Here is a 21,676-nt window from a genome sequence, read left to right as displayed (position 1 = left end):
ACGCCACGGCCGCGCTGCGCGGCGCTCCTGGAAGGAACCCATGACCAATCCGATCGTACCGGCGGCCGTACGCCGCCTTGCCGCGCCCATGCTCGCCCTGACGGCCTGCGTGTGGCTGTCCGGATGCGCGCTGGCGCCCGGCATGAAGATGAGCCCGTCGTATCTCGGCTGGCTGGCGGACGACCCGCACCCCGCGCCCGCCTCCGCCGACGGCCCACGCGAAACCCGCGACGGCTCCGGCGGTGCGCCCGCCGCGCCGCAACCGCCGGGCGCTGCCTCCGGCGCGATGCCGCCCGTCGTCATGATCGACCCGGCGCTGATCGCGCGCCAGCATGCGGCGCACGAAGCGGCGGCCGCGTCGCTGGCGGCGCTCGCCGGCGCGCGCGCACCGGCCTACCGGATCGGCCCGGGCGACGTGCTGCAGATCACCGTCTGGGATCATCCGGAACTCGCGGCCGCGCAGGGCGGCACGCCGCAGACGCCGTCTCGCGCCGCCGATCCCGTCGCGGGTTTCGTCGTCGACGATCGCGGTAACCTGACGTTTCCGTATGCGGGCACGCTGAAGGTGGCTGGTTCGACGGCCGCCGAGGCACAGGCGAGCGTGCGGCGCGCCCTGGCGTCGGTCTACCGCGATCCGCAGGTGACGCTGCGCGTCGCGTCGTTCCGTTCGCAGCAGGTCTACATCGACGGCGAAGTCCACACGCCCGGTGCGCAGCCCGTCAACGACGTGCCGATGACGCTCGCCAGCGCGATCGCCCGCGCGGGCGGCTTCACGCCCGCCGCCGACCAGAGCGACGTCACGATCGTACGCGGCGGCATACCGGTTCACATCAGCCTGACCGGCCTGCTCGAACGGCGCACCGATCCGTCCGGCATCGTGCTGCGCGACGGCGACCTGCTGCGCGTCAATGCGCGCGACGACAACGGCGTCTACGTGATGGGCGAAGTGAACCGGCCCATGCTCGCGCTGCCGAAGCGCAACGGCCGCCTGACGCTCAGCGACGCGCTGCTGCAGGCCGGCAGCATCAACTCGAACACGGCCGACGCCGCGCAGATGTTCGTGATCCGCGGCGCGCACAGCCGCGCGCCGACGATCTTCCATCTCGACGCGCGCTCGCCGGTCGCGATGGTGCTTGCGAACCAGTTCGAACTGGAGCCGAAGGACATCGTCTACGTCGACGGCAACGGGCTCGTCCGCTTCAGCCGCGTGCTGAGCCTGCTGCTGCCGAGCGTCAACACGGGCGTCGCCGCCGGGATCGCCGCGAAATGAGCGCGCGCCCGTTCCTGCTCGTCGTATGCGAAGGCAACCTCTGCCGCAGCCCGCTCGCGGCCGCGCTGCTCGCGGCGCGGTTGCCGCAGGCCGACGTGGAATCCGCCGGCCTCGCACCGCCGCCGCGCCGCCCGGCCGACCCGCTCGCGTGTGACATGGCCGAAGCGCGCGGCCTGACGCTCGACACCCACGCCGCCCGCCCCGTGACGACCGCGCTGTGCACGCGCGCCGACCTGATTCTCGCGATGGACGACGGCCAACGCCGCGTGCTCGAGGCGCGCCACCCGTTCCTGCGCGGGCGCGTGTTCCGGCTCGGCGAATACGCGCGTGCGTCGGACGACGCGCGTCCCGGCCTCGACATCCCCGATCCGTATCGCGGCACGCGCGCGGATTTCATCCGTTGCGCGGCGCTGATCGATCTCGCCGTTGCCGGCTGGCTGCCGCGCCTCGCCGCGCGCTGGCCGGCCCACCCCGTTTCCGTCTCCCGGTCATGAACACGCCCTCTTCCTCCGAACGCGAGATCGACCTGGTCCGCGTGCTCGACGTCCTGCGCCATGCGCGCTGGACCGTCGCGTCGATCGTCGCGGCCTGCGTCGCCGCCGGTACGCTCTATGCGTTCGTCGCGCCGCCCACCTATCAGGCCGACTTGATGATCCAGGCCGACGATGCGAGCGACGCCGCATCGAAGAACCTGCTCGGCGACGCCGCGTCGTTCTTCAACGTCGGCTCGCCCGCGTCGGCCGAAGCGCAGATCCTGTCGTCGCGGCTCGTCGTCACGCGCGCGGTGGAAGACCTGCGCGCCTACATCGTCGCGAAACCGTCGCGCGTGCCCGTGATCGGCGCGTTCGTCGCGCGTTTCAACGACGGCGCGGTGTCGCCCGGCCTGCTCGGCTTCGGCGGCTATGCATGGGGCCAGGAGCGCGTGGACGTCGCGCGCTTCGACGTGCCGACGCGCGCCGAAGGCGACACGTTCCACGTCGTGCGGCTCGACGCCACGCGCTACCGGCTGACCGGCGCCGACCTGACGGCCGACGCCGTCGGCCGCGTCGGCCGCGCGGAAACCTTCGCGACGCGCTACGGCCCGCTGCAGATCGAGATCACCGGTTTCGACGCGCTGCCCGGCACCCGCTTCAGGCTGGTCCGGCATTCGCGCGCGGAAACGATCGACACGCTGCGCACCGCGCTCGACGTGCAGGAGAAGGTCAAGCAGTCGGGCGTGCTGGTCGCGTCGCTGCGCGGCGACGACCCGGCCGACCTCAGCGCGACGCTGAACGCGGTGGCGAACCGCTACGTCGAGCAGAACATCGCGCGCCGTTCCGCCGAAGCGGCGCAGTCGCTGACGTTCCTGAACGGACAGTTGCCGATCGTGAAGCAGCAGCTCGAACGGGCGGAAACGCATTACGCGTCGCTGCGCAGCCGCACCGGCTCGGTCGATCTCGCCGAGGAAGGCAAGCTCGCGCTCCAGCAAGGCGCGGACCTGCAGACGCGCGCGCTCGAGCTGCGGCAGAAGCGCGACGAACTTTCGCGCCGGTTCCTGCCCACCCACCCCGACATGGCCGCGCTCGACGCGCAGCTCGCGACACTCAGGCGCCAGCAAGGCGCGCTCGACAGCCGCATCGCACACCTGCCCGCGCAGCAGGCCGAGGAAGTGCGCGCGCAGCTCGACGTGAAGGTCAACACCGACCTGTACACCGCGCTGCTGAACAACATCCAGCAGCTCGAACTCGTGCAGGCCGGCCGCACGGCCAGCGTCCGCGTGGTCGACGCGGCCGTCGCACCGGCCGATCCCGTCCGGCCGAACCGGCCGGTCGTGATCGCGGCGGCCGCGCTGGCCGGCCTCGCGCTCGGCATGCTCGCCGCGTTCGCGCGCGAGTTCCTGTACGGCGGCCTCACGGCCGTCGACGAGATCGAACGCCACACGTCGCTGCCGGTGCGCGCGGTACTGCCCGCCGCCGCGCGCCAGCGCCGCCTGATCCGCGCGGTCGAACGGCGCGACGCGGGGTTGCACGTGCTGGCCTACGACGATCCGGACGAACCCGCGATCGAAGGGCTGCGCAGCCTGCAGACCGCGCTGCACTTCTCGCTGGCCGACGTCCCGCATCCGCTCGTGCTGGTCACCGGCCCCGCGCCCGGCACCGGCAAGTCGTTCGTATCGGTCAACCTCGCAGCCGTGCATGCGGCGAACGGCCAGCGCGTGCTGCTGATCGACGGCGACCTGCGCAAGGGCTATCTGCATCAGTACTTCGGCCTCGAACGCGGCGCCGGTTTCGCGGAACTGCTCGACGGTCGCGCCCGAGCGGACGACGTCGTCCGCCGCGGCGTCGCGCCGAACCTCGACTTCCTGCCGACCGGCGAACTGCCGGCCGCGCCGATCGCGCTGCTGCAGCACGCCGGCACCGGCGCGCGGCTCGCGTCGCTGCGCGAGCGCTACGACCTCGTGATCGTCGATGCCGCGCCGCTGCTCGCGGTCGCCGACGCGACCTGGCTCGACACGCACGCGGACGCGACCCTGCTCGTCGCCCGCGCGGGGTCGACCCGCGCCGGCGAACTGGTCGAGTCCGCGCGACGGCTGCCGCAACGGCCCGCCGGCTCGCTGGGCGTGGTGCTGAACGGCCTCGATCCGCGCTCGGGCGCGTCCGCATTCGGCTCGAAATACGGCAGCTATCGCTACGAGGCCTATCGCTACACGTGCGAGACGCGCTGCACGTATCCGGCCCGTCTGCGCGCGGCCCTTCAACGCCTGCTCCGGAGGTCCGCATGACCGACATCGAACTTGCTCCGCCGCCCGCCACGCGCACGGCCGCCCGCCCCACATCGAACCTGGCCGCGCCCGCAGCCCGCGCCGCACGGCCGACGCGCATCGCGCTGGTCGTCGAAGCAGCCGGCGGCGGCGTCGCCGTGCACCTGAGCGACCTGATCGCAGGCCTGCGGACACGCCCGTGCGTCGAGATTCATCTGATCGCCCCGCTCGGCGAACGCTTCGACGAAACCATGCTGTCCGCCGCCGCCGCGCAATGTCACGCGTTCCACCGGCTGCCGCTGCAACGCGCGGTCGGCCTGCACGACCTGCGCGGCGCACTGGCGTTGCGGCGGTTGCTGCGCAAGCTGCGGCCCGACATCGTGCACAGCCACAGCTCGAAAGCCGGCGCGCTCGCGCGGCTGTGTCGCGGGCCGTGGAAGCAGGTCTACACGCCGCACGCGGTCTATACGCTGAACCCGGCGCTGTCGCCTGCGAAGCGCGCGTTCTACGGCGGCATCGAGCGCGTGCTCGGCAATGCCTGCTCGGACGCGGTGATCGCGGTGTCGCAGGACGAGGCCGATCACCTGCAAGCACTCGGCATTGCGCACCAACGGATTCGCGTCGTCGAGAACGGCGTCACGCCGCCGCGGCTGCTCGCGAGCCAGGCCGCGCGCATCGCGCTCGGGCTCGCCGACGACACGTTCGTCGTCGGCTTCGTCGGCCGTTTCGATCATCAGAAGGGCGTCGACCGCCTCGTGCGCATTGCACGCGCGCTGGACCGGCGCCACGGCCGCCGCGTGCAGGTCGTCGCGATCGGGTCCGGCGATTTCGCCCGCGCGGCGGGCGACGAGGCGCGCGACCTGCCGCTGAACCTGTACGTCGCGGGCCGCGTCGACGACGCGCGCCGCTACTTCGCCGCATTCGACCTGCTCGCGCTGCCGAGCCGCTACGAAGGCTTTCCGTACGTCTGCCTCGAAGCCGTCGCCGCGCATGTGCCGATGGTCGCGACCCAGGTCGCGGGCGCGGCCGAACTGATCGCCGCGCACCACGTCGGCCTTACCGTGCCGAACGACGACGATCCGACCGTGTTCGCCGCGGCGGTCAGCCGGCTGGTCGAGCACCCGGCCGCATTCCGCATGATGCGCGATCGCTGCGCGCAAGCGTCCCCGCATTTCTCGGCCGACGCGATGGTCGACCGCACGCTCGCCGTCTATCGCGCGCTTCTGCAGGAACACGCATGATGAAACGCTCCGTTCACGTCGTGCTGCTGCACGCCTACAGCGCACGCAACTCCGGCGACGGACTGCTCGTCGACCTGTCGGTCGCACTGCTGCGCGAGGCGTTCGGCCCCGACACGCAGGTCTCGATCGTCGCGGCCGATCCCGCGTCGTTCCCCGGCTACCCGGACGTGCATCCGGCGCCGGTGCTCGCGGCCGGCGGCGCCGGCCGCCTGATCGGCGCGGCGATGGCCACACTGCCCGTCGGCGCGAACCCGGCGCTCGCCGGGCTGCGTGCGCTGCTGCGTCGTGCGGACCTGATCGTCGGCGTCGGCGGCGGCTATCTGCGCGCGCGCAACGCGGTCGAAGCGCTCAAGCTCGAGGCCGGGCATCTCGTGCAGATGCGCGCGGCCCGCGCGGCGGGCAAGCCGGCCGTCTATCTGCCGCAGAGCATCGGGCCGGCTGCCGGCAGTCCGGTGCTCGCCGCGCACCTGACGTCGCTGCTCGCGGGCTTCGACGCCGTGTTCGTGCGCGACGACCGCTCGGCCGAGCTGCTCGCCGCCAATGCGAACACGCGCCGCGCCCCCGATCTCGCGGTGCTCGAATTCGCGCACCGGGCGAACGACCTGCGGATGCGCACGCATGCAGCCGCGTCGACGCCCGCCCACGTCGCATTCGTGCTGCGACGCCCGCCGGCGTGGAGCGACGCGCAACGCGCGCGCTATCTCGCGGCGACCGACGCGCTGATCGAGCGGCTCGGTACGCTCTGCCGCATCACGTTCGCGGTGCAGAGCACCGGTCGCGGCAACGACGACGCCGCGTACTACCGTGAACGCGGATTCGACGCCACGCGCACGCTGAAGGACGTGCTCGCCGACGACACCCCCGACGCGGTCGTGTCGGTGCGTCTGCACGGTGCGCTCGAAGCGATCCTGCACGGCGTGCCCGCGTACCACCTGAGCTACGAGCGCAAGGGTTTCGGCGCGTACGCGGATCTCGGCGTCGGCCACTGGGTCGCGAACGCGGCCGATTTCGACGCGGGCGCGGTGTGCGACACGCTGCTCGCGCCCCATGCACTGAGCCGCTTCTGGATGCAGGCCGACGCCGGGCTCGCCCGTCTCGCACGCGAACGCGGAAAGATCGTCGCCGCACTGCGCGATGCGCTCGACCGCGAGGCAACGCGATGAGCGCCGCATGGTTGCGCCTCACGCTGCGCGTCGGCGCGCTCGGGCTGAAGTTCATGCTGACGATCGTCGTCGCGCGGACGCTCGGCTTCGATGCGGTGGCCGCGTACGGTTTCGCGCTCGCGATGTCGGTCGTCGCGTCGAAGGTGCTGGGGCTCGGCTTCAGCACCGAGATCAACCGCCGGCTGGCCGGCCCCGATCCGCACGACGCGGTGCGGACCTGCGTGCGCCTGTCCGTGCTGTACGCCGGGGTCTACGCGTTGCTCTGCGGCGTGGCCACGCTGCCGATCGCCGCGCCCGGCGCGCTGCGCGACGTCCCGCTCCTGCTCGTCGCGCTCGTGGCGTGCGCCGAGCATGCCGCGCTCGAAGTCAATACGTGGCTGTTCTCGCTGCATCGCGCGCGCGCCGCATCCTGGCTGCTGTTCGTCCGCACGGGTGCATGGGCCGGCGTCGCGATCGGCGCGCTGACGCTGCGCGCGATCGCGTCGGTCGAGGTTCTGTTCGCGATCTGGATCGCCGCCGACGTGCTGGTCGTGGCGATCGGCTGGATCCTGATCGCCGGCGCCGCGCGCCGCTTGCCGGCCATGCCCGCGCTGTCGGCGACGCGCGTGCGGCTCGCCCCGGTGTGGCGCGACGGTGTGCCGTTTTTCGTCGCGCTGCTGCTGCTGTCGGTGTTGCAGTATCTCGAGCGCTTCGTCGCGTCCGCGCAGCTCGATGCGAACGCGCTCGGCCACTATGTGTTCGTCTGGTCGATCGCCAATGCGATCCAGACGGTCGCGGCGGCGACCGTCGTCGCCGTCGCCGCGCCACGCGTCGTGCGCGCGCTCGACAGCGTGCACGCGGCCGCGCCCGCGTTCCGCGCCGAGCTCGCACGGGCCCTGCGTGCGTCGCTCCTGCTGACCGGCGCCACCGCGCTCGCGATCGCGCTCGCCCACCCGTGGCTCTTCCGGCTTGCGCATGGCGGCGACGATGCGCGGTCGACCGTGCTCCTGCTGATCCTGCTGCCGTCGTTCGTCCTGCGTGCTGCCGCCGACGTGCTGTGGGCGGCGGCAGTCGCGCTGCGTGCGGGGCGCACGGTCGCATGCGTGATCGCCGCGCTGACGGTTGCATGCGTGCCGATGTCGATCGCACTGGTCCAAAGCGAACATGAGCTCGGCGCGGCGTGCGCCCATCTGGTTGCGAGCATCGCGGTAACGGCGTGGCTCGCGTGGATCGTCACGTCGCGCCTGCCCGCCGTGCGCGGCAAGCGCACTCGAGCCGGCCATGCTGCGTAACGTCATCCGAAGCGCGATCCGCAGCGGGCCGCTGCTGAGTCCCGGCCTGCGCGACGCGATCGCGGCGCTCGTCGCGTTGCTGTACGTGGGCGTCTACGCGAATGCACGCGCGCTGCTGCCGGAATTCATCTTCCGCGATGCGGACAAGATCCAGACCCAGATCGGCGGCGGCTCGACCTACGACGGCTCGTCGTTCGACGCGGTCGGCAAGCTGTACCAGGCGCTCGGCAGCGCGGGCACCGCCGTGTTCGTCGTCGCGCTCGGCGTCGCGACGATCTGGATCGCGCTGCGCGAGACGCGCCGGCTCGGCGGGCTCGTCATCTATCTCGCGCTGATCGCGCCGTGCCTGTTCTTCAACCTGTTCGTCGCGAGCAAGGATACGATCGTCGCCGCGATGTCGATCGCCGTGCTCGCCGTCGCGCGCCTGCGCGGCACGGCGCGGCGGATGCTGATCGTTGCCGTGCTGTATCTCGCCTACGCGGCGACGATCCGCAGCTACTTCGCGCTGATTCTCTCGATCGCGTTCGCGGCGTGGGTATTCCGGCGCGTGTCCATGCTGCCGAGGGTGGCCGGCGCGCTGCTGCTCGTCGCGGTGCTGGTCGCGCTGCCGAACGGCGTTTATACGCTGCTCCAGCAACCGCGCGACCTCGCGGTCGACTATCTCGTCTATTCGTCGCCGTTCGGCGCGCGCACGAGTTTCCACAATCCGCTGCCGCCCGATTCCTTCGTGCATTTCGTCGGCAATTACGCGTATTCGGTCGTCCGGCTCAACCTGCCGGTGTTTTTCTCGTTCGATCCGAAGGGCTGGGCGATGCAGGCGCTGATCGCGCTGTTTCTCTGCGCCGCGTGGCGCCGCCTGCCGGTGCGGCGCATCGACGGCCACGCGATCGCACCCGCACGCGACGGCGAGTTGCTGGCTTGCGTGGTGCTCGGCCATGTCGCTGTGTCGATGCTGTTCGAGCCCGATCTCGGCAGCTACCTGCGGCACCTGTCGAGCGTCGCGCTGCTGGCCGTCGCGCTGTGGTCGGCCCGCACGGGACCGAGGTCGCCCTGATTACCGGGGAAGCGGCGCCGTGCGCAGCGCGGCACGCAATGCGTCGAGCGCCGGCTTCGGCGACCGGTCCGCATGCATGACGCCGTAGGCGCGTTGCGCCGCGTCGCCGGCGCTTGCGGTATCGGCCCACTCGTAAACCGAAATCAGCGGCGTATGCAGTTCGCCGCGCGCATCGAGCAGCGCGCGCAGGCGATGCGCCTGCCGCTGCTCGCCATCGCCGCCCGTCGACGCCACGCCGACTTCGGTCACGATGGCCGGCAGCCCATAGCGCGTGTCGATGTCGCGCGCGGCCGCGCGAATCTGCGCGGGCGTCATCCCGTACGCGTGGTACGACACAGCGTCCAGACAGCCCGGTGCGGCCGCATGCACGCCCGCCAGCAAGCGGTCCGGCACGCTGCCCGGCAGCGGCGCGCGCGCGAACCCGAAGCCGACGACCGGCACGCCCGGCGCCGCGTCGGCCAGCGCGCGGCACAAGGCTACGGCGAATGGTGGAAAGGTCCGCGCGACATCGCCGGTCGGCCAGTAGCGCGCGAGGTCGGGTTCGTTCCAGAGTTCGACGGCGATCAGGTCGTGCCGATGCCGCGCGGCCAGCGCCGCGATCGCATCGGCCATCCGGCGGCCCGCGAGCGCGAGCGCGTCCGTCTTCGTTTTCGCGTCGTGCGCCGGCACGAGCGGACCCAGCGCGCGCACGGTCAACAGCACCGGCAGGCCCGCGGAACGTGCGGCCGCGAACGCCTCGTCGAGTTGCGCCCGATAAGCCGCCTGATCCAGACGTTCGGCCCACGCGCCGAAGCGGACGAACGCGAAGCCGGTGTCGCGAATGTTGCGCGCATCGTCGCGCGTCAACGACTGGATCTTGACCTGCACGCCGACGCGCGGCTCACCGCCCGACGCGCCAGGCCAGCGCGCCGTATCAGCGGCACCGGCCGCAGCCGCCAGCATGCAGCCGGCGGCGGCGATCGCCAGCTTGCGAATTCGATTGGACATCGCGGACAAGGCCCCCCCCTTCTGTCATGGAACGCGCACGAGCCGCGTCGATCGGCGCCGGTCACAATACGAAGAATATGGCGACGGTGACGCATATCGCGATGATCAGCAGACCCATGCAAGGATTCCCTCAAATCCCGACAGCATCGCCTGTGTCGCGCATGTGGGCAATCGGACCGGTCTTAGCCGCACCACCAGGAAAACGTGGGCGGCCGGGCGCGATGGGCGCGCTCAGCGTTGGTAGATTTGGGCTTGATCGGATTGCGGCGCAACTGTCATTTCATCGACGGTCAACGCGCGGGATACCCTGATTGATGACCGGGTCCCGGAAAACGTTGTCTTGCCGGCACGATCACGCTTTCATCGGTAAGCACGTCCCTGAGCGCGTACGTGCCGTTACCTGTCCGCTCACCGAAACTCGGCGACGCGAATGCGCGTCCGGAGGATTGCATACGGGAAGCAGAATACGCGGACACCGGCGAGCGCGGATCGCCGCTGCAACAATGCTCCGTGACATCACCCGGCAGCCCGTTCATCGTGTCGAAGGTCACGCAATGGATCAGAAAGCGCCCTTCCTGCCGGTTCGTGCGCAAGCGCCGCGAGCGCGGCGACGATTTCGTTCGCTTCCCTATTTCGGCAACGGCGAAATAGGGAAAACCGAAAAGCCGGCTTGACGAGGGAAAGCTGCCGAGCAATAGAGCGACGCAGCCGGACGGCATCCCGTCGACGGCCGCATCACATTCACCTGCAAACTTCTCGATGCACGACCTGCCGTCAGCGTCGGCCCGGCGCCCGGCGCCCGGCTCACGGCTCACGGCCGCGAGAACACCATCACGCGCCCGTTGACACGCTGGAGCTTGAGCCAGCCCATGTCGGCCGTGAAACGCAGCTGCTGCAACGTGAAGTCGAACGACGCATGCTCGGCGGCGCTCACGACCGCGTTGGCGATCCAGCGGATCAGCGCCTTGCCTTCCTCGGTCGTCACGCTGCCGTTCTGGACGCCGTAGAAATAGCGATTCCCGGCGTTGACCTCGTTCTGCAACTGCATCCAGTGCCCCGGCAATCCCGGCAAGGTCCTGAACAGGTCGGCGACCCGCTGCGTCGTGAGCCCGCGCGCCCACAGCGCGCCGTTCGCGGCCGGCCGCGCCAGGTTGTGGCGGTCCGCCGCCTGGGCCTGCCCCTTGATATCGCCCCGCAGGGCATCTTCTTTCGACATGACACATTCCTCGTGGTGATGGGCGCGATAAAACGGACCCGCGCGCCGCTTGCACGATACGCTCGTTATGTGAAGTCATCGCCTGTCAGGTTTGTCAGGCCTGCGTCACACCGGCGCACCCATCACCGCTCGACTTACGCCACGGCCTTCACCGCGCGCGCCACGTCAAAGAACGTCGCCTGCACCGCCTCGTCCGCGCGCGCATACGCGCGGTTGATGCCGCTGATCACCGCGCGGATCGACGCGGTCGTCAGGTTCGCATCGATGCCGACGCCGAACGCGCTGCCGCGCACGCCCGTGCCGGCCAGCTCGGCGATCGCGATCGCCTTCGCATCGGCGCCCTGCGACAGCGCGCGCTCCTCATAGTGCTGGATCCGCAGCGGCGTGCGCAGCGCGTGCATCAGCGCGTCGAGCGGGCCGTTGCCTTCGCCGCGCAGCACGCGGCGCTCGCCGTGCACGTCCGCGGTCAGCACGATCGTCTCGCGGCCGTCGCGCTCGGTCAGCTCATGGCCGACATAACGCAGCGGCGCATCGCCCGCCACATACTCCTGCTGGAACAGCGACCAGATCTGCGCGCTCGTCACCTCGTGGCCGCTGTCGTCGGTCAGGCGCTGCACGGCCGCGCTGAAGTCGACCTGCAGACGGCGCGGCAACGCGACGCCGTAGCCTTGTTCGAGCAGGTACGCGATACCGCCCTTGCCCGACTGGCTGTTCACGCGAATGATCGAATCGTAGGTGCGGCCGAGATCGCTCGGATCGATCGGCAGGTACGGCATTTCCCACACGGCGTCGGGTTTCTGCACGGCAAAGCCCTTCTTGATCGCGTCCTGATGCGAGCCGGAGAACGCGGTGAACACGAGATCGCCGACATACGGATGACGCGGATGGATCGGCAATTGCGTGCATTCTTCCGACGTGCGCGCGACTTCGTTGATCTGCGAGAAGTCGAGGCCCGGGTCGACGCCCTGCGTGTACAGGTTCAGCGCGAGCGTCACGAGATCGACGTTGCCGGTGCGCTCGCCGTTGCCGAACAGGCAGCCCTCGATGCGGTCGGCGCCGGCCATCACCGCGAGTTCGGCCGCCGCGACCGCGGTCCCGCGATCGTTGTGCGGATGCACCGACAGGATCAGCGCATCACGACGCGCGAGGTTGCGGTGCATCCACTCGATCTGGTCCGCGTAGAAGTTCGGCGTGCCGACTTCGACGGTCGCCGGCAGGTTCACGATGGCCTTGTGCTCGGGCGTCGGCTGCCACACGTCGAAGACGGCATCGCAGACTTCCTTCGCGAAGTCGAGTTCGGTGGCCGTGAAGGTTTCGGGGCTGTATTGCAGCGTGAACCGCGTGTCGGTCGCCGCGTCGGCGCAGCGCTTGATCGTGCGCGCCGCGTTCACCGCGAGTTGCTTCACGCCGTCGCGCTCGAGGCCGAACACGATCTTGCGGAATTCCGGCGCGGTTGCGTTGTACAGGTGCACGATCGCGCGCTTCGCGCCGCGCAGCGACTCGAACGTGCGCTCGATCAGGTCGTCGCGCGCCTGCGTGAGCACCTCGATCGTCACGTCGTCGGGAATGTGGTCGCCCTCGATCAGCTCGCGCACGAAGTTGAAATCGGTTTCCGACGCCGACGGGAACGCGACCTCGATCTCCTTGAAGCCGATCGCGACCAGCGTCTTGAACATCCGCATCTTGCGCGCGGCGTCCATCGGCTCGAACAGCGCCTGGTTGCCGTCGCGCAGGTCGGTGCTCATCCAGATCGGCGCGTGCGTGATCGTGCGCGACGGCCACGTGCGGTCCGGCAGGTTGACGGGCGTAAACGGTCGGTACTTCGTCGCGGGGTTCTTCAGCATCATGATGTTCGGTCCTCGGTCGGTATGTCGGGAAACCGCGTCGCGGCGGCCCTCGGCGGGTGTGGCCGGCTGCGCGCGCAGCGGTGACAGCGATGAAACGGCACAACGGCAAAGCGGTACGGCGAACGACGGCCTTGGCGGTTGAGCGACCGGGATGGAGCGGAGCGATACGGAAAAAGACGAACTCAGGCGCCGGTCGACAACCGGGGCCAGGTCGGTGATACGGGGGAAATCTGGCGCTTCAGGACAGAAGCAGACGGAAAGCGCGCAGCCGCAGACCCAGCCCGGAGAAACGGGCGAGTAGTCGTAGCGAGAAGAGGGACTGGGCGGCTTGCATGGCCGGAATCAGATCACAGGGCGACCGGGGCTGTCAACCGGGCGCTCGGGATTCGCGGTTTTTGCCGGCACTCAGTGCGGGCGCAAAATCAGTCCAGTCCGATAGGCGACGGCCTGCCCCGTCGATATGCTTCACGGGTGCGGCGCCGGTGAGGTCCTATTCATGTTCGGAGTGAGTCGGTCCATCCTCTTCGCCGGTGTCGCACCCCTTCCCCTTGCGATCGGGCTTCGGTGCGGGCGTTCGACGGTGGCCGGTGGGCGCGGCCACGACCGAGATGCTGATGTTGAAACGAAACGCTGCCATATGCGAACGCCGAGCGTCTGCTCCGAAGCCCGATTGTCCGCTGCACCTTCCCGCCACGCTCTCGCCGCGCTACGGCCCGCATCGTTCAGGAAAACGATACGCGCATCGACATAATTTCCCGAATACATCGAAAATCGATTCATTAACTGCAATTCATTAAATCGATTAACCTTGATTTTCGATTTACTGAACAATAACCATTCCCGTTCGAATATTTTTTTATTTATTTTTCGCCATGCTTTGACCGTCGCGTTTCAAACGGCAAACGTTTGCGCGACAGCGCTCACGCCTTATCCAACAAACCTCAGGAGGCAAGCATGGCCGACTCTCAAACGTCTTCCAATCGTGCCGGTGAGTTTTCGATTCCGCCGAATACCGATTTCCGTGCGATTTTCTTCGCGAATGCCGCCGAGCAGCAGCACATCAAGCTGTTTATCGGTGACAGCACCGAACCCGCCGCGTATCACAAGCTGACGACGCGCGACGGCCCGCGTGAAGTCAAGCTGAATTCCGGCAACGGCAAGCTCCGCTTCGAAGTGTCGGTCAACGGCAAGCCGTCGGCCACCGACGCGCGCCTCGCGCCGGTCAACGGCAAGAAGTCGGACGGCTCGCCGTACACGGTCAACTTCGGGATCGTCGTGTCGGAAGACGGCCACGACAGCGACTACAACGACGGCATCGTCGTGCTCCAGTGGCCGATCGGCTGACCTGACGCGATCGACGACCGACCACCGCCGGCTGGCCGCGTCCGCGCCGGCCGGCGGGTTCGCGCCGCGTTCGGCGCCCCCTCACGCCGCCATCCCAGAACCGTGTCATCACCGGAGACTTCCATGCCGCTCCTTTCGGCTTCGATCGTCAGCGCGCCCGTCGTGACGTCGGAAACCTACGTCGACATCCCCGGCCTGTATATCGACATCGCCAAGGCGGAGATTCGCGACGGCAAGCTGCAGGTCATCCTCAACGTGCCGACGCCGTACGCGACCGGCAACAACTTCCCCGGCATCTACTTCGCGATCGCGACCGATCGAGGCGTCGTCGCGGACGGCTGCTTCACGTATTCGTCGAAGGTGCCGGAAAGCACCGGCCGCATGCCGTTCACGCTGGTCGCAACGATCGATGCCGGCAGCGGCGTCACGTTCGTGAAAGGCCAGTGGAAAAGCGTGCGCGGCAGCGCGATGCATATCGATTCGTACGCGAGCCTGTCCGCGATCGGTGAAACCGCCGCGCAATCGTCGTCGCACGGCAGCGGGAATCCGGGCACCGGCAACATCGGTGGAGGGGCCGGCGGCGAACGCGACGGCACGTTCAACCTGCCGCCGAACATCAAGTTCGGCGTCACCGCGCTCACCAACGCGGCGAACGACCAGACGATCGACATCTACATCGACGACAACCCGACACCCGCCGCGACGTTCAGGGGCGCCGGCGTGCAGGACCAGAACCTCGGCACGAAGGTGCTCGACTCCGGCAAGGGCCGTGTGCGCGTGATCGTGATGGCGAACGGCAAGCCGTCGCGGCTCGGCTCGCGGCAGGTCGACCTCTTCAAGAAGTCGTTCTTCGGGATCGTCGGCTCGGAAGACGGCGCCGACGACGACTACAACGACGGCATCGTGTTCCTGAACTGGCCGCTCGGCTGATCGGCGGCAGTCACGCAGCTTCGCGATGGCGACGGGGCCAACCACACATTGCGAAACTTTCAAGCAGTCCCACGCTTTGCGCCGCGCGCGGCACGGTGACCCCGGTCACCGGCTGCGCAACGCGAGATATTCCATCGAGACGAGGACGACATGTCACAACCATTTACCCATGACGATCTGTATGCGCTGCTGCAACTCGCCGGCAACGACGCCACCGCCGTACAAGCCAACGGCGACCAGGCCGTGCTCGACCGGATGCGTCAGTTCATGACCGCGCAGCTGGTCGAGAAACTGCCGCAATACGACGTGTTCGTCGATATCGCGACGATCCCGTACAGCTTCGACGTCGGCAGCTGGCAGAACAAGGTGAAGACCGATGCGGCGGCCGAAGTCGTCGCCTGCACGGTCACGTGGGCCGGCGCGCCCGGCGTGCTGCCCGGCGCGGCCGCCAAGTTCGGCGTGGGCGCAGTCGTCAACTATTTCTCGAAGGCAACGCCGCAGCCCGTGCAGCCGGCGCCCGCGCCGACCGGCGGCGGCGAACGCGACGGCATCTTCAACCTGCCGCCGAACATCGCGTTCGGCGTGACGGCGCTGGTCAACTCGTCGGCACCGCAGACGATCGAGGTCTTCGTCGACGACAACCCGACACCGGCCGCGACGTTCCAGGGCGCCGGCACGCAAGACGCGAACCTGAACACGCAGATCGTGAACTCGGGCAAGGGCAAGGTGCGCGTGGTCGTGACGGCGAACGGCAAGCCGTCGAAGATCGGCTCGCGCCAGGTCGACATCTTCAAGAAGACCTACTTCGGGCTCGTCGGGTCGGAGGATGGCGGCGATGGGGATTACAACGACGGCATCGCGATCCTGAACTGGCCGCTGGGTTGAACCGCAGCAGCCCGTCGATCATCGCCACGCCGACCGGCGTGGCGATGTGCATTTGTGCAGCCGCCCGATCACGGCTGCCGCGCAAGAACGATCAAATGCCCCGGCCGCCGATACCATATAGTCCACCCGACACCCTCATTGGTACGCCATGCACCCGGTTGGACAAGCACTCTGGTTTATCGAAACCGAACTGGACAGGGAACTGACGCTCGACAGGATTTCCGCCGATTGCGACATGACGCGCTTCGGCTTCTCGCGCCTGTTCTCGATGAATACCGGCTGGCCGGTGATGCGCTATGTCCGGTCGCAGCGGCTGACGCGCGCAGCGCATGCATTGGCGCAAGGCGCGCCGGACATCCTGCACGTGGCGCTCGATGCCGGTTATGGCTCCCATGAGGCGTTTACGCGCGCCTTCCGCGATCTCTTCGGCATGACGCCCGAGGAGGTGCGGGCACGGCGCACGCTCGACGGATTGTCTGTTGTGGAGCCGCTTCGCATGAAAGAACTGAAGATCGTCGACGTGATGCCGTCACGTTTCGAGACCGCCGGCACGCGGCTGATCGCGGGCATGAGCGACCGCTATACGTTCGAAACCAACGAAGGGATTCCAGCGCTTTGGCAGGCGTTCATCCCCTACCTCGGGTCCTTCCCCGGCCAGCTCGGCGACGTCACGTACGGCGTGTGCTGCAATCCCGATGCGGACGGCAGCTTCGAATACATCGCGGGCGTGGAAGTCACGCGCGTCGACCGGCTGCCCGCGCCGTTTCGCTGGGTCGAACTGGCGCCGCAGCGCTACGCGGTGTTCGAACACGCCGGGCATATCTCGACGTTGCACCAGACCTTCCACAGCATCTGGAACGGCTGGCTGCCGACGTCGGGATTCAAGGCGGTGGACGCGCCCGAGTTCGAGCGCTACAGCGGTGACTACGATCCGGTGACGGGTGCCGGCGTGCTGGAAGTCTGGTTGCCGGTCGAACAGGCGGCGTAAGCGGTCGACTTTGGTATCCGCACCTTCGGCTGATCAGCGCCTGACGCCGGCGTGTTCAAGCGAACGAAATGACGAGCTTCTTGCCGCACGCTGCGGCGTACTTGCGCAGCGTCGCAAACGACGGCGAGTGCTTCTCGCTCGAAAACGAAGCTTCGAGCCTGGATACGGCCGATGTCGTAGTGCCCATTCGTTCGGCGACCTGAGCCTGAGTCAGGCCCGCGTCTTTACGCGCGTCGAGCAACGCACGAAGCGCGGTGAACTCCTCTTCCAGCGCATCGTACTCCGCCTTGATCGCCGGATCGGTAAGTAGACGCGCGGTGTCTTCGGCAGTGTGTCGGACCGGTGCATACCGCTCCTCGCTTGCATGCGCGTGGCGGGCCTTAGCCATTGTTACGTACCTCCTTCATTCGCCGGCGGGCGATTCGCAACTCGTCGCCGGATGTTTCCTGGGTCTTCTTGACGAAGGAATGCAGGACGACGAGGTCATACCCCACCTGCATGCAATAGAACACGCGCCCGATGCCCTCGCGACCTCGCGGGCGCAACTCAAACAATCCTTCCCCCATCGCGCGCGAATGCGGCATCCGTAGATCCGCACCGTATTCTTCCATCGTCTCGATCAGTCGGAGGTAGCCAGCCAGAATGCCCTTGGGCAAAGCGAACACATCACGTTTTACTCGTTCGTCGTAGTACAGGATCGTCCACTTCTTCATCGCAATGTTAGCAAATTTGCTAATTCTCATCAAGCTGTCGAGTCCTTCCGGTCAACGCGCCACGTACACGTGACCACCCGCATGTATTGAGACTCCCGCGACAACGCGACGTGCCCGTTGCCGGTCACGAGCCCCGATCAGGTCACGCTCGTCAGGCCAGGCGAGCCGGGTATCTGGCTTCGGTATGTCAATGCGTCTCTACACGCTTCCTTCGGACTCTAAGGCGACCTCCTCGCGATTCGTCAGTTAGCTAAACGATCTAATTCTTGCGTTGCACGTACTCTGAAAAAATCCGCCGTCATCGACAATGGCAGCGGCGTGACCGGCTCGCACACGCTTACTGCTGAATCATCGTCTGCGCGGCCAGCTCGTCGATCAGCGCCGTTATCGCGTGCTGCGGCGCCCGCGCTCCAAGTCGCTGACACACCACTTTCTTCGCGGCATCGAAGGTCGGCACGACCATCGGGCACTTCTCGTCGAACTTCACGATCGCAAACGCATCGCCTCTCCGGATCGGGCTCGCTGCAACGAGCTTCAAATGCTGCATTGCTGCTAGTTGCGATACGCATGCCCCATGCGAGCATCGATTGCCCGCGCCGCAGCCGAATCGCTGCCACGGCGCGCCCTCACCACGCCCACCGCACACCCGCATTCCCCGTGATCGTGCGCTGGTGCTCGCCGCCCAGGTTCGTCAGATAGCTGACCGTCGCATACACGCTGCCGCGCTTCGTCAGTTGCGCGACCAGCCCCGCGCCGACCTGACCGGCCGTCTGCGCGACCTGCGTTCCGATCGTCGTCGAACCGCCGAATGTCGTCTTGTCGTCGCTGCCGAACGAACGCAGCACGTTCACGCGCAGGTATGGCTTCCAGCTCACGCCGTTCGAATCGAACGCGTATTGCAGGCGAGCGCCGATCCGGCCGAGGAATGTGTTGCCGTTGTTCCACGTGACATCCGACACGCCGTCGTTGAACTTGTCCAGCGACAGGTACTGCCACACCAGTTGCGCCTGCGGCTCCAGCGTCAGCCCGTAACCGAGCGCGATCGGGAAGCCCGCTTCGACCGAACCCGTGAATGCGTTGCCGTTCGTCGAGCCGCTCACGTTGTCGTTCGAATGCGTGCGCACCGTGAGTGCACTGCCCATCACGACCGCATCCGTATACCAGCCGCCCGGGCCGATATGCGTCCAGTAACCGCCGAGGTTGTACGCATTGACCTGCAGCGAGCCGACGCCCATGTCCTGCTGTGCGAGAGCAAAACCGTTCACGTCACCGACCGCGCGCGAGAAGCCGAGGAAGAAGCCGTAGTGATTGCGATGGCCACCGGCAGTCGTATCGGCGTAGAGATCCTGCCCGACCTGCATCCCCCACACCGTGCCGTCGAACGACGGCGTCACGTCGCCCTTCTGCTTGATGTCGCTCTTGCCGCCCCACACGCGTGCCCATGACGCGGGCACCGAACCGTTCTCGGCCAGCAAGCCCTGTTCGCCCTGCCGGTCATGGAACGTGTCGATCTGCAGCAGGCCGAGCTGGCGCGCGACGGCCGGCGCTTCCGCGTACAGCGGCACTTCGGGACGGTAGATCGGTTCCGGGTTACCGCCGGTGCCTGCATTGTCGACAGCTTCAACGATCGATCCCGGCGTGCCTTCGGCCGGCGTGACCGGCGGTTCGGTCGGCGGCGTCGGCTGGCCGGGCTCGACCACCGGCGGCTGCGGTTTGGGCGGTACCGTGTTGCGCAGGTACCAGTTGTCGCCGGTGCCGTTCGCCGTGCCGCCCTTCGCGAGGAAGTACGTGTAAGCGCCGGCGCTCACCGTCCCGCCGGACAGCAAGAACGCGCCCGCGCCAGACGTCCCGCCATTGTTCAGCTGCACGACCTGGATGCCGTCGCCCGTTGTCTGCGCGCCGGGGCCGCCCACGTTCGTCACCTTCAGCATCGACGAGCCGCTGACACCGCCTGTGCCGACAATCAGCCGATCCGATGCCGCGCCATCCCCGGCCAGATAAGTATTCAGCGCAACCGTCCCGTTCTGCCCGATGTAGCCGCCACCGACGATCGTCAGCGTGTTGCCAACGCCGGCGCCACCCAGTTGCAAGAGCCCCGCGTTCGTCAGCAGCCCCTTGATCTCCAGGTTGCCGTTGCGGCCGCTCGCGAGGCCGGTCAATGCGTTCGCGACGGCAACCGTGCCATAGTTCACTACGTCGCCCGCCACGCTGCCGTAACCGCCGAATGTTGCACCGGGCTCGATCCTCGCCCCGCCGCCACCGGTCATCGTGGCAGGTCCACCCAGTCCATCGCCAAGCACCAGCGTTCCCGCCTTGATTTGGGTGAAACCTGTGACATTGCTGGGGCCGTTCAGCGTCAACGTGCCGCTGCCCAGCTTCGTCAGGGAGCCATTACCTGTGAAGTTCTGCGTCAGTGTCGTGTTGAAGCCCTGCGTATCGATCGTGCCGGTGCCCCCGGGCGTGATCGACACCATACGGCTCGACGACAGGTTGAACGAGCTACCAAGCTGCAATGTGCCGCCGTTGAACGTCAAGCCTCCCGACGCCGCACCGAGCGCGTTGTCCGCCGCGACCGACAGCGTGCCCTGCATAATCGTCGTGCCGCCCGAGTACGTGTTGCCGCCGGCAGAAGAAGGCGTGACCGTCAGCGTCCCCGCACCGGTTTTCTCCACCGCGCCCGAGCCGCCGATCGTACCCGTGTACGTGCCGGGGCTGTCCTGCTGGAAGCGCACGAGCCCGTTGTCGGTGACGGACAGCGGCAGGTTCGACGCATTCGCCTGCAGCGTCGCGCCCGCGTTGACGGCCGCGACGACCGACGCCGTCGTCGTGCCGAGCGTGCCGGTCAGGTTCAGCGTGCCGCTCTGCACCAGCGCGGTCGAGAACGTGCCGGTGCCGGCCCACGTCCAGTCGGTGCCGGCCATCGTCAGGCTCTGGAAGTTCGTGAACGCGTTCGACGCGGTGCCCGTGCCCTGCAGCGTCACCGTGTTGGCGCCGGCGCCGCCGTTCGCCGTGCCGACGATCTGCGAGCCCGTCTGCAGGATCAGCGTCACGTTGCCGTTGCCGCCCTGGATCGCGGTACCGCCGCCGCCCTGGATCAGCCCCGCGTTGGTAATGGTGGTCGCGCCGTTGGTCGACCGCACGCCGATCCCGTTGTTGCTGATGATCCTGCCGCCGGCCTGGTTCGCGATCGTCGCCGTGAACGCACTGCCGAGCGTGTTCGATACGACGGCGTCGACGCTGCCGCCGCTCGTCGCGGTACCGGTCGTCTGGATCGTGCCGCTGTTGACCAGCGTGTCGTTGTTGCCCTGCATGTAGACGGCCGGCGCATCGCGGCCGTTCGACGTCAGCGTGCCGCTGTTGGTGATCGTGCCGTTGCCGCCGAGCAGCGACGCCGCACGCGCGTTGTTGCCGGACGTCGTCACGGTGCCCGTATTGACGATCTGGTTGCCCGCCGCGCCCGGATTGCTCTGCCCCCACGCGGCCGTCATCCCGTACGCGTTGTTGCCGGTGGTCGTGATCGTGCCGTTGTTGACGAGTGTGTTGTTGTTGCCGTTCGCGGCCATCCCGTCGTTGTACTGACCGGTCGTCGCGATCACGCCGGCCGCGCCGTTGGTGAGCGTATTGCCGTTGTTCACGCCGAGCAGCACCGCGCCGCGGTTCGCGACGCCCGTGCCGTTGCCGGACATCGACAGGTTGCCGTTGTTGGTGACCGTGCTCGACGTGTCGACGGAGAACGGTGTCGGCGCGGACGACAGCACGTAGCTGCCCGTCACCGTCGAATCGAGATTGATCGTCACGTTGGTGCTGCCGGCCGTGGCCACGACCGACGGCGCGTTCGCGCCGGTACACGTGACGGTCGTGCCGCTGCCCGGCGCGGTGGCCGAGCATGTCGCATACGTACCGACCGGCATTGCGCCGGTCAGGATCGCCACTCCACCCAAACCCAGATTCCGCGCCTTTCTTTTCATTTTTCCGCTCGCATTTATTGGTGACGTTATTGCTGCAAATCGGTGCGTGAACCGGGTTA

General features: G+C 68.0%; 19 protein-coding genes. 11 read left to right on the top strand and 8 right to left on the bottom strand.

What is annotated here, in order from left to right:
• Positions 1–40: 40 nt before the first annotated feature.
• Genes WJ12_RS21515 through WJ12_RS21485 form a run of 7 tightly spaced genes read left to right on the top strand, consistent with a single transcriptional unit; the run spans position 41 to position 8,739 of the window.
• Entirely contained in the window at positions 41–1,270 is a 1,230-nt protein-coding gene (locus WJ12_RS21515; RefSeq protein ID WP_069245815.1) for a polysaccharide biosynthesis/export family protein, read from the top strand.
• Complete coding sequence (locus tag WJ12_RS21510; RefSeq protein ID WP_034189637.1) at positions 1,267–1,764, top strand: arsenate reductase/protein-tyrosine-phosphatase family protein; 498 nt, start codon at positions 1,267–1,269, stop codon at positions 1,762–1,764. The genes WJ12_RS21515 and WJ12_RS21510 overlap by 4 nt, the downstream gene beginning before the upstream one ends.
• Positions 1,761–4,031, top strand: coding sequence for a polysaccharide biosynthesis tyrosine autokinase (locus WJ12_RS21505; protein ID WP_059556330.1), 2,271 nt, complete (start codon positions 1,761–1,763; stop codon positions 4,029–4,031). Before WJ12_RS21510 ends, WJ12_RS21505 begins: the two co-directional genes overlap by 4 nt.
• Positions 4,028–5,251, top strand: coding sequence for a glycosyltransferase family 4 protein (locus WJ12_RS21500; RefSeq protein WP_034189639.1), 1,224 nt, complete (start codon positions 4,028–4,030; stop codon positions 5,249–5,251). The genes WJ12_RS21505 and WJ12_RS21500 overlap by 4 nt, the downstream gene beginning before the upstream one ends.
• Complete coding sequence (locus tag WJ12_RS21495; RefSeq protein WP_059556396.1) at positions 5,251–6,414, top strand: polysaccharide pyruvyl transferase family protein; 1,164 nt, start codon at positions 5,251–5,253, stop codon at positions 6,412–6,414. The genes WJ12_RS21500 and WJ12_RS21495 overlap by 1 nt, the downstream gene beginning before the upstream one ends.
• A complete protein-coding gene (locus WJ12_RS21490; protein ID WP_059556331.1) occupies positions 6,411–7,685 on the top strand; it encodes a lipopolysaccharide biosynthesis protein in 1,275 nt (424 codons plus the stop codon). The genes WJ12_RS21495 and WJ12_RS21490 overlap by 4 nt, the downstream gene beginning before the upstream one ends.
• Positions 7,675–8,739 (top strand): hypothetical protein, encoded by a 1,065-nt coding sequence (locus tag WJ12_RS21485; RefSeq protein WP_059556332.1) that lies wholly within the window; start codon positions 7,675–7,677, stop codon positions 8,737–8,739. The genes WJ12_RS21490 and WJ12_RS21485 overlap by 11 nt, the downstream gene beginning before the upstream one ends.
• Here WJ12_RS21485 and WJ12_RS21480 read toward each other — a convergent pair whose 3' ends face one another.
• The 4 genes from WJ12_RS21480 to leuA all read right to left on the bottom strand — a co-directional run bounded on the left by WJ12_RS21480 (position 8,740) and on the right by leuA (position 12,786).
• Positions 8,740–9,726: a glycoside hydrolase family protein gene (locus WJ12_RS21480; protein ID WP_059556333.1), complete on the bottom strand. Its 987-nt coding sequence runs from the start codon at positions 9,724–9,726 to the stop codon at positions 8,740–8,742. It lies immediately after the preceding gene.
• Between the two features lie 290 nt (positions 9,727–10,016).
• Entirely contained in the window at positions 10,017–10,541 is a 525-nt protein-coding gene (locus WJ12_RS36030) for a hypothetical protein (RefSeq protein ID WP_156444714.1), read from the bottom strand.
• Positions 10,538–10,942 (bottom strand): hypothetical protein, encoded by a 405-nt coding sequence (locus WJ12_RS21475; protein WP_034189643.1) that lies wholly within the window; start codon positions 10,940–10,942, stop codon positions 10,538–10,540. The genes WJ12_RS36030 and WJ12_RS21475 overlap by 4 nt, the downstream gene beginning before the upstream one ends.
• Positions 10,943–11,076: 134 nt before the next feature.
• A complete protein-coding gene (leuA, locus tag WJ12_RS21470; protein ID WP_197423850.1) occupies positions 11,077–12,786 on the bottom strand; it encodes a 2-isopropylmalate synthase in 1,710 nt (569 codons plus the stop codon).
• Between the two features lie 957 nt (positions 12,787–13,743).
• Here leuA and WJ12_RS21465 point away from each other — a divergent pair.
• The 4 genes from WJ12_RS21465 to WJ12_RS21450 all read left to right on the top strand — a co-directional run bounded on the left by WJ12_RS21465 (position 13,744) and on the right by WJ12_RS21450 (position 16,936).
• On the top strand, positions 13,744–14,133 hold the full coding sequence (locus tag WJ12_RS21465; RefSeq protein WP_034189645.1) for a fucose-binding lectin II: 390 nt from the start codon (positions 13,744–13,746) through the stop codon (positions 14,131–14,133).
• 123 nt (positions 14,134–14,256) lie between these two features.
• Complete coding sequence (locus tag WJ12_RS21460; protein ID WP_034189646.1) at positions 14,257–15,063, top strand: fucose-binding lectin II; 807 nt, start codon at positions 14,257–14,259, stop codon at positions 15,061–15,063.
• Between the two features lie 150 nt (positions 15,064–15,213).
• Positions 15,214–15,948: a fucose-binding lectin II gene (locus tag WJ12_RS21455; RefSeq protein WP_059556335.1), complete on the top strand. Its 735-nt coding sequence runs from the start codon at positions 15,214–15,216 to the stop codon at positions 15,946–15,948.
• Positions 15,949–16,096: 148 nt separating this feature from the next.
• Positions 16,097–16,936, top strand: coding sequence for an AraC family transcriptional regulator (locus WJ12_RS21450; RefSeq protein WP_059556336.1), 840 nt, complete (start codon positions 16,097–16,099; stop codon positions 16,934–16,936).
• A gap of 55 nt (positions 16,937–16,991) precedes the next feature.
• On the opposite strand, the gene WJ12_RS21445 is transcribed toward WJ12_RS21450, so the two are convergent.
• The 4 genes from WJ12_RS21445 to WJ12_RS21430 all read right to left on the bottom strand — a co-directional run bounded on the left by WJ12_RS21445 (position 16,992) and on the right by WJ12_RS21430 (position 21,617).
• A complete protein-coding gene (locus WJ12_RS21445; protein ID WP_049029949.1) occupies positions 16,992–17,324 on the bottom strand; it encodes a helix-turn-helix domain-containing protein in 333 nt (110 codons plus the stop codon).
• Positions 17,317–17,679 (bottom strand): type II toxin-antitoxin system RelE/ParE family toxin, encoded by a 363-nt coding sequence (locus tag WJ12_RS21440; protein WP_376699837.1) that lies wholly within the window; start codon positions 17,677–17,679, stop codon positions 17,317–17,319. The genes WJ12_RS21445 and WJ12_RS21440 overlap by 8 nt, the downstream gene beginning before the upstream one ends.
• A 307-nt stretch (positions 17,680–17,986) precedes the next feature.
• Positions 17,987–18,136, bottom strand: a complete 150-nt coding sequence (locus tag WJ12_RS21435) for a hypothetical protein (RefSeq protein WP_154233778.1) — start codon at positions 18,134–18,136, stop codon at positions 17,987–17,989.
• A 139-nt stretch (positions 18,137–18,275) separates the two neighbouring features.
• Positions 18,276–21,617, bottom strand: a complete 3,342-nt coding sequence (locus WJ12_RS21430) for an autotransporter outer membrane beta-barrel domain-containing protein (RefSeq protein ID WP_226103860.1) — start codon at positions 21,615–21,617, stop codon at positions 18,276–18,278.
• Positions 21,618–21,676 lie beyond the last annotated feature (59 nt).

Source organism: Burkholderia seminalis (assembly GCF_001718535.1).
In the GTDB taxonomy this organism is placed as follows: domain Bacteria; phylum Pseudomonadota; class Gammaproteobacteria; order Burkholderiales; family Burkholderiaceae; genus Burkholderia; species Burkholderia seminalis.
This window is presented reverse-complemented; position numbering and strand designations above follow the sequence as displayed.